The organism is Micromonospora sp. NPDC005205 (assembly GCF_040608275.1).
GTDB lineage: Bacteria > Actinomycetota > Actinomycetes > Mycobacteriales > Micromonosporaceae > Micromonospora.
The window spans coordinates 18,414-33,067 of record NZ_JBEXHV010000020.1 but is presented as its reverse complement, the minus strand read 5'-3'; the positions used below and the strand labels follow the sequence as shown (position 1 = coordinate 33,067).

Here is a 14,654-nt window from a genome sequence, read left to right as displayed (position 1 = left end):
CCTATCGGACGGACCGGCCACCGCGACCGTTTGTGATCAGACGATTGCGGGATGCGGGTTTTCGCGGGGACGGCGGCGGGCATCGCGCCGGGTTAGGATCACGCGTTTTGCAACCCCATCTTGGAGCTGACTGATGTCTCAGCCGCCGGCCAATCCCTACGGCCCGCCGCACGATTCCCCCGACCCGTCGCAGCAGCCGGGCCAGCAGCCTGGCGGGTGGCCGCCGCCGCAGCAGCAGGGACAGCCGCAGCAGCCCGGTGGTTTCCCGCCCGCGCAGTCGGGTCAGCCGTACGCGCAGCAGGGCTTCCCGCCCGCGCAGCCCGGTTTCCCGCCGGCCCAGCCTGGCTTCCCACAGGCCCAGCCTGGCCAGCCGTACGGTGACCCGAACTTTGCCGGCGGTCCTCCCCCGGCGAAGAAGTCGAACGTCGGCAAGATCGTGCTGATCGTGTTGGCAGTGGTGCTGGTGCTCTGCGTCGGCGGCGCGGCGATCACCTGGCTCGTCGTCAAGGACGACGTGGGCGCCGTGGTGGACGCCAGCAAGACCCGGGTCGTCGCACCGACCACCCTCGCCGGCCGGCCGAAGCTCACCAACCCGGAGCTCCTGAGGGCCGCCGAGCAGGCGGTCGCCGGGATGAAGACGGCGGCGGGGAACGAGACGAGCACGGTCGCCGCCTTCTACGGCGACCCGACCAAGCAGGACCTCGTCATGATCGCGGGCGTGTCCGGGCTGCTGTCGGACCCGAAGAAGGAGCTGGACGCCTATGTGGACGGCCTGTCCAAGCAGCTGACGGTGGACACGATGACGGCCGTCGACGCCGGCCCGCTCGGCGGTGAGGCGCGTTGCGGCGACGGCAAGGCCAAGACCGTGCCGCTGGGCATCTGCGTCTGGGCCGACCGGGGCAGCCTGGGCATGGTGGTGATGTACTTCAAGTCCGCCGACCAGGCGAAGGCCGAGTTCACCACGATCCGGGGCCAGGTCGAGCAGCAGTCCTGATCCGTACGCGACCGGGGCCCCGGCCACCTTCGGGTGGCCGGGGCCCCGATTGCTTCTCCTGAAGCACGCCAACCGACCGGCGGGGCGTCAGCGCACTCCCTGCGGCCGCCAATACTTTGCCCTTGCGCTAAGTATCATCTCCCGAAATACTTAGCCGCATGGCACAGTATTCGGCGCATCTCGACGGCGTGTTCGTCGCCCTCGCCGACCCGACCCGGCGCTGGGTCATCCGACGCCTCGGCCACGGTCCGACAAGCGTCGGCGACCTCGCCCGCGAGCTTCCGATGACCCTTCCCTCGTTCATGAAGCACGTGCGGACGCTCGAGTCGAACGGACTGATCCACACGACCAAGTCCGGCCGGGTGCGCACCTGCGTGCTCAACCGCGAGCGCCTCGCTGTCGTCGACGACTGGCTCGCGGAGCAGCGCAGGGTCTGGGAAGAGCGCACCGATCGCCTGGAACGCCTCGTCACCGATCAGCAGGAGAACCAGCAATGAATCCCGACCTGGACCTGACCATGACGCGGGTCATCCGCGCCCCTCGCGCCACCGTGTGGGCCGCCTGGACCGACCCGTCCCGCTTCGAGAAGTGGTGGGTACCGGCGCCGGCCCTGTGCCGCGTCGACCGCTTGGACGTCCGGCCCGGTGGCGCACTCGTGACCCGACTGAGCGAGGACGGGGTGGAGTTCGTCCCGCACCTCGACGCGTGCTTCCTCGTCGTCGACGACCTCGAACGGATCGTGTTCACCAACGTGATCGACAGCGCCTGGCGGCCCGCGAACCCCACCCCGGTCCCGATGACGGCGGAGATCACCATGAAGGACCATCCGGACGGCACCGACTACCGGATCATCGTCCGCCACGGTGATCCCGCCGCTCGTGACCTTCACGAGAAGATCGGCTTCGCGGACGGCTGGGGCTCGGTCACCGAACAACTCGCCGGGCTCGCCGAGGGCCAGGAGGCGCTGTGAAGATCGTCCTTACCGAGTTCGTCACTCTCGACGGCGTCAGCCAGGGGCCCGGCTCGCCGACCGAGGACACGAGCGGCGGCTTCGCCCTGGGCGGCTGGCTCGTGCCCTACCTGGACGAGGTCTTCGTCCGCCGTACCTCGGAGTGGTTGGGTCTCGCCGACGGTCTGCTGCTCGGACGGCGGACCTACGAGGCGTTCGCTCGCGACTGGCCGCAGATCACCGACCCGAACGATCCGTTCACTGAACGGATGAACTCACTACCGAAGTACGTCGTGACCAACACCCTGACGGAGGGTGGTTGGCACCCGACGACAGTGCTCCACGGCGACCCGATCCACAGCGTCGGGGAGCTCAGGGCGCAGCCAGGACGGGAGCTCCAGATTCACGGAAGCGCACGACTTGGCAAGGCTCTGTTGTCAGCTGGCCTCGTCGACACCCTCCGACTCGTCATGGCCCCCACCGTGGCCGGCTCCGGGCGGCGGCTGCTCGACCACCCGAACGCACCCGTCGGCCTCCGACTGGTTCACCACGAAGCTACGGCGAAGGGCTTGCTCCTGCTCGAGTACGAGCATGTCGGCGCCGCCCCGACGGCGCAGTACGAAGGCGCGACAGCCTTCGTCTAGTCACCGCGACACGACACGGCCCGGCCACCGCCCGAATCTCGCGATCAGGTCCCGCCCCGACAGCGGGAAGCCGGGGCACCGGCCACGCGAAGGTGGCCGGTGCCCCGGTGCCGTACGTCGACCATCAGGCCGGTTCGGCAACCTCCGACGTGGCGAGCGCCGCCGCCGCTGCCCGCGCCGCCGCCGCTGCCGCCCGCTCGGCGGCGTTGCCGAGCACGCAGAACTCGTTGCCCTCGGGGTCGGCGAGCACCACCCAACCTCCACCGGTCGGGCTGACGTGGTCGGCGACGAGCCTCGCGCCGATGCCGAGCAGTCGCTCGACCTCCTCGGCCCGGGTCCGGTCGGCGGGTTGCAGGTCCAGGTGCAGCCGGTTCTTCACCGTCTTGCCCTCGGGCACCGCGATGAACAGCACCTCGGGGCCACCCGGGGGCAGAAGCATCGCCTCCGGGTCGCCCGGGAAGTCGTCGGGCTGCCGGGGGCAGTCGAAGACCTGCGACCAGAAGCCGGCGAGGGCGTACGTGTCGTGACAGTCGATGCTGATGTTGTGGATCGTCGAACTCACAGTGGTCCTCCACGGTGGTGACGTGGTGCGGCCCCGGGTACCCGGCGCACCACGCAGGAACTGGTTCCCCTTCGAGTGGGCGATCAGCGCCCGACCCGTGCGGGGGCGCTCCGCCTCCGGGACGTCAGCCGACGCTGACCCGGGGCGCGGAGCCGAGACTGGTGGACATCGACGCACCCCCTTCCCTGTCGAGCTGACCCGGCGATCTTGCCATCGGCCGAGCGAGGTGCGCAACCCCGATCAGCCGGCGGCGGAAACCGTTCCGGGCACGGCCGGGGCGTCCGACGACGGGAGGGTGACAGTGACCTCCAAGCCCCCGCCGGCCTGCGCGACCACCCGTACGGTGCCGCCGTGCGCGGTGCAGACCGCCCGGACGATGGACAGCCCCAGGCCGGAGCCACGGGCACCGGTGCGTTCCCGGCCACCACGGCGGAACGGCTCGAACAGCCCCGGCACGTCGGCCTGGTCCACCTCGAAACCGGTGTTCCCCACCACCAGCCAGGACCGGTCACCGTCGGTGCCGGTACGCACCCAGAGCCGACCGTGCAGGTGGTTGTAGCGGACCGCGTTCTCGATCAGGTTTCCGGCCAACCGGTCGAGCAGCCCCGGATCGCCGACGACCGGCGCGGACTCCAGCGACGTCTGCACCCGCAGGCCGATCCGTTCCACCTCGCGGCGCATTGCCGACAGCGCGTTGGCGGTGCCCGCGGCGAGGTCACACTCGGTACGCCTGCCGAGCTGCCGCCCGGCCTGCGCCTCGCTGCGGGCCAGCACCAGCAACGCGTCCACCAGGCCGTTGGCCCGCTCGGAGGCGTCGCGGACCACCGTCGCCATCCGTCGATACTCGGCGGCATCCGCGTCGTCGTCGCTGAGCGTAACGTCGATCTCCGTGCGCATCACCGCGAGCGGGGTACGTAGCTCGTGCGAGGCGTTCGCCACGAAACGCTTCTGGGCCTCGAAGGCGGACGCGATCCGGTCCAGCATGGCGTCGAACGTCTTGGCCAGCTCGGCCACCTCGTCGTCGGCGCCCGAGTAGCCGATCCGCTGGTCCAGGGTCGCCTCGCCCAGCCGCTGGGCGGTCGCCGTGACCTGGTGCAGTGGGCGCAGCGCCCGACCGGCCACCGCGTACGCGCCGGCCACCCCGACCACGCTGATCGCCAGCAGCGCGACCAGGCCCTTGGCCAGCAGTTCCCCGGAGGCGGCATCGACCAACTGCCGCTGCCACTCGGCGGCGTCCATCCGCCGACCGTCGGAGAGCAGCACGATCGTGCCGGGCACCAACTCGTCGGTGGGTCGCAACGCGTCGCGGACCAGCAGCCAGGCCAGCAGCACCAGGATCGCTCCGGCCCCGACCAGCAGCACCCCGTTGAGCAGGGTCAGCCGCAACCGCAGAGTGGGTCGCAGCCGGCGGCTCACGCGCTCACCTCGGCGGTGCGGTAGCCCGCACCGACCACCGTCTCGATCAACGGCGGCTCGCCGAGCTTCTTGCGTAGCGTCATCACGGTGACCCGGACGATGGTGGTGAACGGGTCGGTGTTCGCGTCCCAGACCCGTTCCAGCAGCTCCTCGCTGGAGACCACCGCGCCACGCGCCCTGAGAAGTTCGCTGAGCACCCCGAACTCCTTGTTGGTGAGGTCCACCGGCACGCCGGCGCGGGTGGCCACCCGGCGGGCCGGGTCGAGCACCAGGTCGGCCAGTTCGAGCACCGGAGGCGCGGCCGGGGTGGCCCGCCGGCCCAGTGCCTGCACCCGGGCGACCAACTCGTCGAAGGCGAACGGTTTGGGCAGGTAGTCGTCAGCGCCGAGCTGCAAGCCCTCCACCCGGTCGGCCACCGTGCCGCTGGCGGTGAGCATCAGCACCCGGGTCAACGCGCCGGAGGACGCCAGGTCGGCGCAGATCTGGTCGCCGTGCACACCCGGCAGGTCGCGGTCGAGCACCACCACGTCGTACCGGGTGACGAACGCCGCCTCGTGGCCGGCGTCGCCGTCGTACGCCACGTCGACAGCCATGCCCCGCTTGCGCAACCCCCGCGCGATCGCGTCGGCGAGGTTGCGCTCGTCCTCGACCACCAGTACCCGCATCCCGGCCTCCTCGCTGCTGACCACCGACAACCTAGTGCCGGCGGGCAACCATCGTCCCTCGCCGTCCGCGCCGGCCGGCGTTGCGGGCCACCGCGGCGTACGCGATGCTGGCCGGCGGTATCGAGCGACGGACGGACTGGCATGACCACTGCGGCACCACCCACCCGGCGGGACATCGCCTACCGGGGTTTCCACCTGCCGGCCGACCTGACCAGCGGCAGCGGCGACGGCCTGCTCGCCGACGGTCGAGGGCTCGTCCTCGACGGCGTCGCCGAACGGGGCACCTGGACGTCACCGCCGGTACCTGTCGGCTTCGCCGTCGCCGAGGTGGTGCCGTCCTGGACGGCGGACACCCCCGACGGCTCCTGGATCGAGGTCGACCTGCGCGGCTGGCACGACGACGCGCCCAGCACCGACTGGTACCGGCTGGCCCGCTGGGCCGCCGGCGACGACACCGTACGGCGGACCTCGCTGCCCGGACAGCGCGACAGTGCCGCCCGGGTCGACACCGACACCCTGATCGTGACCGGAGCGACGGTCACCGGTTGGCAGACGCGGGTGACCTTGTGCCGGCCCGCCGGCAACCCGACCGGCCCGGTGCTGCGCAGCATCGGCGCTGTCGCCACCGGCCCCGCGACGGTCGACCAGGGGTACGCGGGGGAACCTGTCTCGTCCGCTGCCTGGGGCCGGGTGCTGGACGTGCCCCGCTACTCACAGCGGCTGCACGCCGGCCAGTACCCGCAGTGGGGTGGTGGCGGGGACTCCTGGTGCAGCCCCACCTGCACCTCGATGGTGCTCGCCTACTGGGGCGCCGAGCCGACGCCGGACCGCTACGCCTGGGTGGAGCCGTCCGGCCCGCGTCCGGTGGTGGTCCACGCCGCCCGGCACTGCTACGACCACGCGTACGCCGGGGCCGGCAACTGGCCGTTCAACACCGCGTACGCCGGTCTGCACGGGGTGGACGCGTTCGTCACCCGGCTGCGGTCGCTGGTCGAGGCGGAGGAGTTCGTCGTCGCCGGCATCCCCCTGATCGTCTCCGCCGCGTTCCGCGCCGACGAGGTGCCGGGGCTCGGGTACGACACCGGTGGGCACCTGATGGTCCTGGTCGGTTTCAGCGCCGACGGCGACCCGGTGCTCAACGACCCGTACGCCCCGGACGACGACGCGGTCCGTCGCACAGTGCCCCGGCAGGCGTTCGAGGCGGTCTGGCAACGGGGCAGCGGTGGGGTGGCGTACGTGCTGCGACCCGCGTCGGTGCCGCTGCCCCCGCCACCCGCCCAGGCCAACTGGTGATCAGTCGGTCAGTTTCCAGAGCTGGTACCCGCCGGCCGCACTGCACACCAGGTAGCCGGTGATCGCCTGACACTCCCCGGTGGCGTCGGGCAGCACGTCCACGATGCGCACCTCTCCGGCGCCGACGTCCAACTCACCGACGAGCACCCCTGCGTCGGGGTGCCGCCGTATGCCGACCAACCGGCCGCCGGGACCGAGTTGGTACAGCTCCCACCGGCCCAGGTCGGCCACCTGCTGGCCGGTCAGCGCATCGAGCACGATGTACTGCTCCAGCGGACCGATTCCGCTGATGTTGGCCATCAGCCGGCCGCCGGTCGGCCAGGCCCACCCCCACTGGGTGCTGCTCCAGCGCACCTCGCCGGTCGCCGGGTCGAGCGCCTGTAGCTCGTTGTTGCCGGTGCGCACACACAGGACGGGGCCGCAGTCCAGCGCGAAGTCGACGTGGAGCCGGGCGCGGGTCCAGCGGGCCTCAAGCTGGTCCAGCCCGTACGCGGTGACAGTGCCCGAGCCTCTGTCGATGGCCAGCAGCAGGTCCTTCGTCAGGTCCAGGCCGATCCGACCACCGTCGGGCGGGCGCAGGTCGGCGCGGGCCAGCACCGCGCCGGTGATCGCGTCGCGTACCTCGACCGGCCCGTCCGCCTCGCTGAGCACCACCCGGTCCACCCCGCGCTCGGTGCCCCGCACAGTCGTCTCGGCGCTGGCGCCGGAGAGCTGCCAACGCACGGTGCCGCAGCACGGATCGACCGCGCGCAGAGTGGACGGTAAGGTCTCGCCGCCGCTACGCAGCAGCACGTTGCCGTCGGTCAGCTTGGAGACGGTGCCTGGCTGCTGCCACCGGTGCGCCCCGGTCGCCCGATCCAGCGCGACGGTGATCGTGTCCCGACCATCCGGGCCGATCTCGTAGCCGGTGGCCAGCAGCATCCCGGCCAGCGGGGTCATCCCCCAGTACCTGGCCTCCGCCGACAGCGGCGCCTGCCAGACCGGCTCGCCGCCGGGTAAGCGGTAGGCGGACACCCGCGCCCGTCGGGTCGTGGTGTTGGTCGGCTCCAGGACCAGGAGGAGGTCACCGTCGACCATGACGTCGGACCCGGATCGAACCGGCAGCGTCACCGGGGCCGGCCGGGATGGTGTGACGACAGAGCCGGCGAGCGTGACGAGCGCGAGCACCACGACCAGCGCCACGCGCAGCGGACGACCATGAGCGCGGGGCGGGCGGGGCACCGGGTCCGGGTCCGGGTCGTGCCGCAGCTCACCGAGGTCGATCACCGGCCCGGTCATCGCGTCAACCGCCACAGCGCGGTGGTGCCGTCGAGGCGCTGGCAGAGCAGGACCGGCAGGGACGCCTGGCAGCTGCCGGCGATACCCGGCAGCACGTCGACGATCCGCGTCCGACCGGCCACCAGGTCCAGTTCGGCGACGACCATCCGACCGTCGTCACTTCGCCGCACACCGACCAGCGGATCGTCCGGCCCCAGCACCGGCATCAGACTCCACACGCCCAGTTCGATTCGTACCTGCCCGGTGGCCGCGTCCCGCACCGCGTACCCCTGGCCGGGCCTGGCCATCAGCAGCCGACCGTACCGGACGTCGGCCAGGACGTCCTGGCCCGGTTCCGACCATTGCACCGAGCCGGTGGCCGGGTCGAGCACCTGGAGGCCGCCGGTCTGCGGCACCGCGCAGAGCAGACCGCCGCATTCGAGCACATGCGACACCAACGTCACCTCCGCCGTCCACCGTGGCTCCAACTCGGCCAGCCCGAAGCTCACCAGCCGGGTGCTGCCCGGCGGAACGAGCAGCAGCAGGTCGTCGACGATCTGCACCCGCTGGTACGCCGACCGGTCGCCGGGCAGCGTGTCGATGCTGCGCAGCAGCTGGCCGGTGCCGGCGTCGTGCACCTGCACCTCGCCGGTCGGTTGCAGGAGCACGAACCGGTCGACCTGCCCCTCGGAAGTGTGGTGGTAGGTGGGGCTGGCGGCCGGCGGGAGCGGCACCGACCAGAGCACCAGGCCGGTGTCGGGCTCGACCCCGCTCATCGCGCCCGACCCGTCCTCTCGGCCATTGGTCACCAGCAGGCCACCGCCGGGGGTCGGCTGGGGAGCACCGGGATGCTGCCAGCGTTGCTGGCCCGTCGCGCTGTCGAAGGCGGTGGTCTGGAACCGCCGGTTCGGGGCGTTGACCGCCAGCGCCAGCACCAGACCCCGTTCGACCCGGACCTCGAGGTAGTTGGCCGTGCGGGCCACCGGCGCCTGCCACCGCCGCCGCACCCCGACGCCGGTCGGTGCCGGCTGGGCGTACGCGGTCAGGTACCGCTCCCCGTCGGGTGCCGGCGGATCGACCACGTAGACCCCGTCCCCGGCCAGATACGCGGTGGCCATCCGCGACCCCGGCACCACGCTCACCGTGCGCTGCGTCGGCGGCGCGGCACCGGCCAGCATCACCAGGCTGAGAAGCAACACAGTCGCGCTGCGCATCGGGCGACCGACGGCGTGCGGGCGGCGAACCGGAGGTGCCGACGCGGGCTCGTCGCTGATCTCGCCCAGCTCGATGATCGACAACGACCGTCCTTCCGTCACCAGGTAAGGCTGGCCGACGAGTCACCGTCCGGCAAACCGACCGACAGCGCACCGGCCCGGCAAAAGTGACGGAACCCCGCCTGTACGATGGCGCGTCGTGGCTGTGCCGGTGGTAGACCCTTCGCTGATTCCCGTGACCGACGCCGACCCGGTCGAGGCCGAGTCGACACGGCGGCCTCGACGCCGTCCGGCCCGAGCCGACCTGTTGGCCCTCGGAGCCTATGTGCTGCTGGGCGTCTTCGTCTGCCTCAACTACTGGGGTGACGTCAACGGCCGGGTCTCCTCGCACCTGCCCACCGACCACAGTTGGTTCGAGTGGCTGTTCGCGCACGGCGAGTACTCGGTGCGGCACCTGGAGAACCCGCTGTTCACGGCCCGTCAGAACGCCCCGGACGGGGTGAACATGATGGCCAACACCTCGCTGCTCGGGGTGACCCTGCCGCTGGCCCCGCTGACCATGCTGCTCGGCCCCCAGGTGATGTACGCCGTCTACCTGGGCGCGGCGCTGGCGGCCACCGCCGGCACCGGGTACTGGATGCTCTCCCGCCACCTGGTGCGTTCCCGGGCGGCGGCGTTCGTCGGCGGCGCGTTCCTCGGCTTCGCGCCGGGAATCATCCACCACGCCAACGGCCAACCGAACTTCGTCTCCAACTTCCTGCTCCCGCTGATCGTGGTGCGGGTGCTGACCCTGGGTGAACCGGGCCGGTGGCGCCGCAACGGCCTCGTGCTCGGTGCGCTGGTGGCGTACCAGATCTTCATCAACGAGGAGATGCTGCTGCTCACCGCGCTGGCCTGCCTGGTCATCGTGCTGGCGTACGCCGTGCAGCGGCCGCGGGCCACCCGGGCCGCCGCCGGCACCTTCCTGGCCGGACTCGGCGTCGCCGGCGGGCTGGCGCTGGTGCTCACCGCGTACCCGATCTGGTTCCAGTTCAACGGCCCGCAGTCCTACCGGGGCCTGCAGGGTGGCGTGTTCCACAACTGGGGCGAGGACCTGGTCGCCTTCGTCACGTTCGCCAGGGACACCTGGGCCGGTGACCCGGCAGTGGAGAAGACGATCGGTCTGACCGAGCAGAACACCTGGTTCGGTTGGCCGCTGGTGCTGCTCTCGGTGGTGGCTCTGGTGCTGCTCGTACGCCGCTCGCTGGCCGCCCGGATCGCCGCGGTGCTCATCGTGGTGTTCAGCGTGGCCGCGATCGGGCCGTTCGTGCGCTTCAACGGTGTGGAGACCGGCGTGCGCGGCCCGTGGTCGTACGTGTCGGACGACCTGCCGCTGGTCGAGATGATGATGCCGACCCGGTTGACGCTGGTGGTCGCGGCCGCGGTGGGCGTACTGCTCGCGTTGACCTGGGACGCCGCGCACCGCCAGGGGCGCGCGGTGGCCGACCGGCCGCGGGTGCCGGCCCAGCGCGTCGACGACGCGACCCCGGCGACGACCGACGACGAGCCGGCCGCGCCGACCGCCTCCCGCCACCGGTGGCTGCGCCCGGTGGGGTACGCGGCGGTCGCCCTCGCCGTGCTGCCGCTCTTCCCCCGCCCGCTGCCCGCTCAGCAGATCGACCCGCCGCCGCACTTCATCACCGCAGGCGGCTGGCGGCCGTACGTGCCGGCGGGTCGCACCCTGGTGCCGGTGCCGATCCCGAGCAACGTGCACGGTCTGCCGACGCTGCGGTGGAGTGCGCTGACCGGGCAGGAGTTCCCCGTTCCGGGCGGCTACTTCATCGGCCCGAACGAGCTGGGTGAGGGGGTCTTCGGCGCGCCGAACCGACCGACCAGCACCCTCATCTACTCGACAATGGACAGTGGCACGGTTCCGGCGCTGACCGACGAGAACCGCCGCCAGGCCGTCGAGGACCTACGGTTCTGGCGGGCGTCGGTGGTGGTGCTCGGGGCGCACCCCCGCGAGGCGGTGCTCCGTGAGCTGGTCACCGCCCTGATCGGGCCACCGCAGCGGGTCGACGACGTCTGGGTCTGGGACGTGCGCGCCCTGGTGGGTTAGTCAGCCGACCCGGTCCCGGACGTCCCACAACCATCCGCCGTCGACCGGTCGGCCCGGGCCGAGCAGGTCGTCGACGGTTCGGCGGACCGGGTCACCGTGCTCCAGGTGCCCGAGTACGACCACGGCGGCACGCCAGTGCCGCAGATCCTCGACCGCCTGGCGGCGGTCGGCGTCGTCGAGCACCGGCACCACGCCGGTCTCGGCCACCTGCCGCAGCAGCACCGACGTGGGCCGGTCCGGCGCGCCCCAACGGGCCGCCGGGTCGTCCGGGCCACTGGGGCCGATGAAGTAACCGCCCGGCGCGGCGAACCCCAGACCGGTACGGGCGGACCAGAGCATCACCGGGCTGCGCCCGGCACCGGTGACCGGGGGCACCGCGACCACCGTCCGACCGGGCGGCACCAGTGGACGCCAGCCACCGGCGGCGAGGAACCCCGGCATCGGCGCGACCGGCACCACGCGGATCGGCGTCGGAAACAGGGGCAGCAACGCGGCGGCGACCGCGCCGGCCCACAGCAGCCGCACCGGCAGGCCCGGCGCCACATTCGGCCCCCGCGCGGCCCGGACCCGGTCCACTGACAGCGCCACCAGCACCCCCAGCACCGGTACGCAGACCAGCGCGAACCGGGCCGGCACCGCGAGATCGAGCAACGGCAACCCACCGACCAGCCGGTACAGCCCCGGAATGCCGGTGGCCGCACCGTCCACCCGCAACTCGTCGCCGAGCGAGAGCAGGGCGAAGACCACGCCGCAGGCGGCCAGTGCCCGGATCAGCGGTCGTCGCCATTGCCAGATCACGATCACCACGGCGAGCACCAGTAGGCCCGGGCCGAAGAACGAGTTCTCCTCGGTCGGATTCGGCGAGAGCAGCCCCGGCAGCCAGTCGTCACCCAGCACGGTCTGCCGGGCCGACGCGGTGAACGAGGCGACGTCCAGTTGGAAGCCCTGCGTGGCGAACGCCATCCCGGAGTAGTGCTGCGGGCCGTAGAACTGGAACCACAACGGGTACGCCAGCGGCACCCCCGCCACGCCGGCCGCCACCGCGAGCCGACCGAGGAGGGCCGGCGCCAGCCGCCGTGCGGCCACCCGGTCGGCGAGCGCGTAACCCAACGCGAAGACGCCGGCCGCGAGCACCAGGAAGACCAGCACCTCCTCGCCGATGAAGACCTGCCAGACGAGCAGCAGCCCCAGGGCGACGCCGGGCCGCCACACGCCGTCCCGTGTCGTCTTCGAAGCCGGCCGGAACACCAGGGCGAGGATCGCGGGCACCAGGAACTGGGCGGCGATGTGCAGGTGGGCCCCCGCCTGGGCGATCATGCCCGGGGCGAAGCCACAGATCAGCCCACCCACCGCGGCCGGGGCCCGGGTGCCGACCAGCCGGCGGCGCAGCAGCACGTACCAGGCGACGGCGGTCCCGGCGAGGCAGCAGACGACCGCCACGCAGAACGCCACCTGGGAGCCGAAGAGCACTGTGACCGGAGTGAGCGGAACACCCAGACCGAGCACCGACGTGTTCGCCATCAGGTTGACCCCGTCGGGCGCGTTCAAGCCGGTGCTGAAAAGAGGGTTCTCCCCCTCGACCACCGCATGCGCGGCGTGAGCCAGCATCCACTCGAAGAGGATCTGGTCACCCGCCTGGTGGAACAGCCGCCACGGGTGACCCCACTGCCCGCTGGTCACCAGCACCGCGAGGCCCAGATAGCCGGCCACCACCAGCGCGTCCCGCAGCCAGGCCGAGCGGGACGCGCCGACCGTCGCCGGGGGCGAGATGTTCGGGGACGTCGTCCCGGTGGTCATCAGACCGAACGGTCGGTGAGCGTCCGGACGTCCCAGACCCAGACGTCCAACTCCTGGCGACCCGGACCGACCAGCTCCTCGACAGTACGACGCAGTGGCTCGACGTTCTGCTGCCGCACCGGCAGCACCAGGATCGCCGCCCGCCAGTGCCGCAGCTCGTCGGCGAAGCGCCGACGCTGCCGGTCGTCAAGCTTGGGCGTACGCCCGGTGGTTGCCACCTCCTCCAGCATCTGACCCACCCCGCTGGGACGACCGCCGAACCGGCCCGCGTCGCCGGTGTTGCCGTTGCGGGGCGCGAGGAAGTAACCGCCTGGGATCTTGAAGTCGAGGTTGGTGGCCGCCGCCCAGCGCATGCCGTGCGTGTTGCCCATGCTGGGCACCGGGATCGGCACCAGCGTCTGGTCCGGCCCGACGTACGCCCGCCACCGGTCCGCCGTGATGAAGTCCGGCACCGGCGGCCGGGAGACCATCCGCAGCGGCATCGGTGCGATCGGCAGCAGCGCGAAGGCCAGGCCCGCGGCGGTCAGCACCCGGACGGTACGACGGTCGGCCGGGCGTAGCGCCCAGGCCCGCTCGACGGCGAGCGCCAGCAGCAGGCCGATCACCACGCTGGTGATGAGCCCGAACCGGGTCGGCACCACCGCGTCCAGCAGCGGCAGGTGGACCAACCACTGCCACGGTCCGGTGATCAGCTCACGGTCCCACCAGGAGACCCGCTCGCCGAGGGACAGCACGGCGAAGAACACGCCGGTCGCCGCGAGCGCCCGAACGATCAACTCCCGGCGCAGCCAGACCACGATGCCGATGGCCAGCATCGACAGGCTCCAGCCGAAGAAGGCGTTCTCCTCGGAGTAGTTCGGCGCCAGGTTGATGTTGGCTCGCTGGTTGCCGCCGAGGGTGGGCGAGCCGGGGGCGAAGAAGGCGGCGATGTCGTTGCCGTAGTCCTTCACCGCGTCGCTGAGCCCGTGGTAGGCCATCGGTCCGGCGAACTGCACGTAGAGCGGGTACGCCAGCAGCGCCCCCGCCAGCAGCGCGCAGGTCACCACGCCGACGCCCAGAGGCCGCCAGGCCGCTCGCCACCGGGCCGGCTCCTGGGCCAGCACCGCCAGCAGGAAGACGCCGCAGGCCAGCGCCGTGAAGAGCAGGATCTCCTCGTTGATGAACGCCTGCGCGGTGACCAGCAGGGCGAGCAGGGCCCCGTCCCGAACCGGTCTTCCGGAGCGGGTGAGCACCAGCACCCGCCACACGATGAACGGCAGCAGGAACTGGCTGATGATGTTCGGGTGCCAACTGGCGTGCGAGAGCATCGCGGGCGAGAACCCGCAGAACCAACCGCCGACCGCCGCCGCGAGCGGGGTACGCACCAGGTGGCGGGAGAGCATCAGGTACCAGGCCATCGCGGTGCCGGCGAGACCGAGCGTGACCAGCACCACGAAGGAGACCGCCGGCCCGAAGAGCAGCGTCACCGGGACCATCGGAATGCCCAGCGCCAACACGGCCGTGTTGGCCATCAGGTTGACGCCGTCGGGGTAGTTGAACTGCTCGGTGTAGAACGGGTACTCGCCGTGCAGCACCACGCGTACCGAGTGGGCGAGGAAGAACTGCACCTGCGCCGGGTCACCGGTGTAGAGCGAGGCCACCCGACCGGAGGGGTCCAGCCAGATCCGGCTGGTCACCCAGAGTGCGGCGAGCAGAAACAGCCCGCCCACCGCCAGATGCTGCCGACGCCGGGTCCACCGCTGCCACCGTGCTCGCGTCGGCACCG

General features: G+C 71.9%; 13 protein-coding genes. 6 read left to right on the top strand and 7 right to left on the bottom strand.

Annotated features, from left to right (window positions below; all coding sequences use genetic code 11):
- The first annotated feature begins 133 nt into the window (after window positions 1-133).
- The 4 genes from ABZU43_RS27620 to ABZU43_RS27605 all read left to right on the top strand — a co-directional run bounded on the left by ABZU43_RS27620 (window position 134) and on the right by ABZU43_RS27605 (window position 2,587).
- The gene (locus tag ABZU43_RS27620) at window positions 134-994 is read left to right on the top strand and encodes a hypothetical protein (RefSeq protein ID WP_355009358.1); all 861 of its coding nucleotides are present in this window, start codon (window positions 134-136) and stop codon (window positions 992-994) included.
- Between the two features lie 158 nt (window positions 995-1,152).
- Window positions 1,153-1,491 carry a metalloregulator ArsR/SmtB family transcription factor gene (locus tag ABZU43_RS27615; protein ID WP_355009357.1) on the top strand — a complete coding sequence of 113 codons (339 nt, stop codon included), beginning with the start codon at window positions 1,153-1,155 and terminating at the stop codon, window positions 1,489-1,491.
- On the top strand, window positions 1,488-1,964 hold the full coding sequence (locus tag ABZU43_RS27610; RefSeq protein ID WP_355009356.1) for an SRPBCC domain-containing protein: 477 nt from the start codon (window positions 1,488-1,490) through the stop codon (window positions 1,962-1,964). The genes ABZU43_RS27615 and ABZU43_RS27610 overlap by 4 nt, the downstream gene beginning before the upstream one ends.
- Window positions 1,961-2,587 (top strand): dihydrofolate reductase family protein, encoded by a 627-nt coding sequence (locus ABZU43_RS27605; protein WP_355009355.1) that lies wholly within the window; start codon window positions 1,961-1,963, stop codon window positions 2,585-2,587. The genes ABZU43_RS27610 and ABZU43_RS27605 overlap by 4 nt, the downstream gene beginning before the upstream one ends.
- 124 nt (window positions 2,588-2,711) lie before the next feature.
- On the opposite strand, the gene ABZU43_RS27600 is transcribed toward ABZU43_RS27605, so the two are convergent.
- The 3 genes from ABZU43_RS27600 to ABZU43_RS27590 form a co-directional block, all read right to left on the bottom strand.
- Window positions 2,712-3,149 carry a VOC family protein gene (locus tag ABZU43_RS27600; protein WP_355009354.1) on the bottom strand — a complete coding sequence of 146 codons (438 nt, stop codon included), beginning with the start codon at window positions 3,147-3,149 and terminating at the stop codon, window positions 2,712-2,714.
- Window positions 3,150-3,389: 240 nt separating this feature from the next.
- Entirely contained in the window at window positions 3,390-4,565 is a 1,176-nt protein-coding gene (locus ABZU43_RS27595; protein WP_355009353.1) for a HAMP domain-containing sensor histidine kinase, read from the bottom strand.
- Window positions 4,562-5,230, bottom strand: coding sequence for a response regulator transcription factor (locus ABZU43_RS27590; protein WP_355009352.1), 669 nt, complete (start codon window positions 5,228-5,230; stop codon window positions 4,562-4,564). Before ABZU43_RS27590 ends, ABZU43_RS27595 begins: the two co-directional genes overlap by 4 nt.
- A 141-nt stretch (window positions 5,231-5,371) precedes the next feature.
- On the opposite strand from ABZU43_RS27590, the gene ABZU43_RS27585 reads away from it, so the two are divergent.
- A complete protein-coding gene (locus ABZU43_RS27585; protein WP_355009351.1) occupies window positions 5,372-6,523 on the top strand; it encodes a peptidase C39 family protein in 1,152 nt (383 codons plus the stop codon).
- On the opposite strand, the gene ABZU43_RS27580 is transcribed toward ABZU43_RS27585, so the two are convergent.
- Both ABZU43_RS27580 and ABZU43_RS27575 read right to left on the bottom strand, forming a co-directional pair.
- Window positions 6,524-7,801, bottom strand: coding sequence for a PQQ-binding-like beta-propeller repeat protein (locus ABZU43_RS27580; protein WP_355009350.1), 1,278 nt, complete (start codon window positions 7,799-7,801; stop codon window positions 6,524-6,526). It abuts the gene before it with no gap.
- The gene (locus ABZU43_RS27575) at window positions 7,798-9,096 is read right to left on the bottom strand and encodes a PQQ-binding-like beta-propeller repeat protein (protein ID WP_355009349.1); all 1,299 of its coding nucleotides are present in this window, start codon (window positions 9,094-9,096) and stop codon (window positions 7,798-7,800) included. Before ABZU43_RS27575 ends, ABZU43_RS27580 begins: the two co-directional genes overlap by 4 nt.
- A gap of 133 nt (window positions 9,097-9,229) precedes the next feature.
- On the opposite strand from ABZU43_RS27575, the gene ABZU43_RS27570 reads away from it, so the two are divergent.
- Window positions 9,230-11,092, top strand: coding sequence for a hypothetical protein (locus ABZU43_RS27570; protein WP_355009348.1), 1,863 nt, complete (start codon window positions 9,230-9,232; stop codon window positions 11,090-11,092).
- Here the strand turns inward: ABZU43_RS27570 and ABZU43_RS27565 are convergent, their stop codons facing one another.
- Entirely contained in the window at window positions 11,093-12,889 is a 1,797-nt protein-coding gene (locus ABZU43_RS27565) for a hypothetical protein (protein WP_355009347.1), read from the bottom strand.
- Window positions 12,889-14,652: a hypothetical protein gene (locus ABZU43_RS27560; protein WP_355009422.1), complete on the bottom strand. Its 1,764-nt coding sequence runs from the start codon at window positions 14,650-14,652 to the stop codon at window positions 12,889-12,891. Before ABZU43_RS27560 ends, ABZU43_RS27565 begins: the two co-directional genes overlap by 1 nt.
- Window positions 14,653-14,654 lie beyond the last annotated feature (2 nt).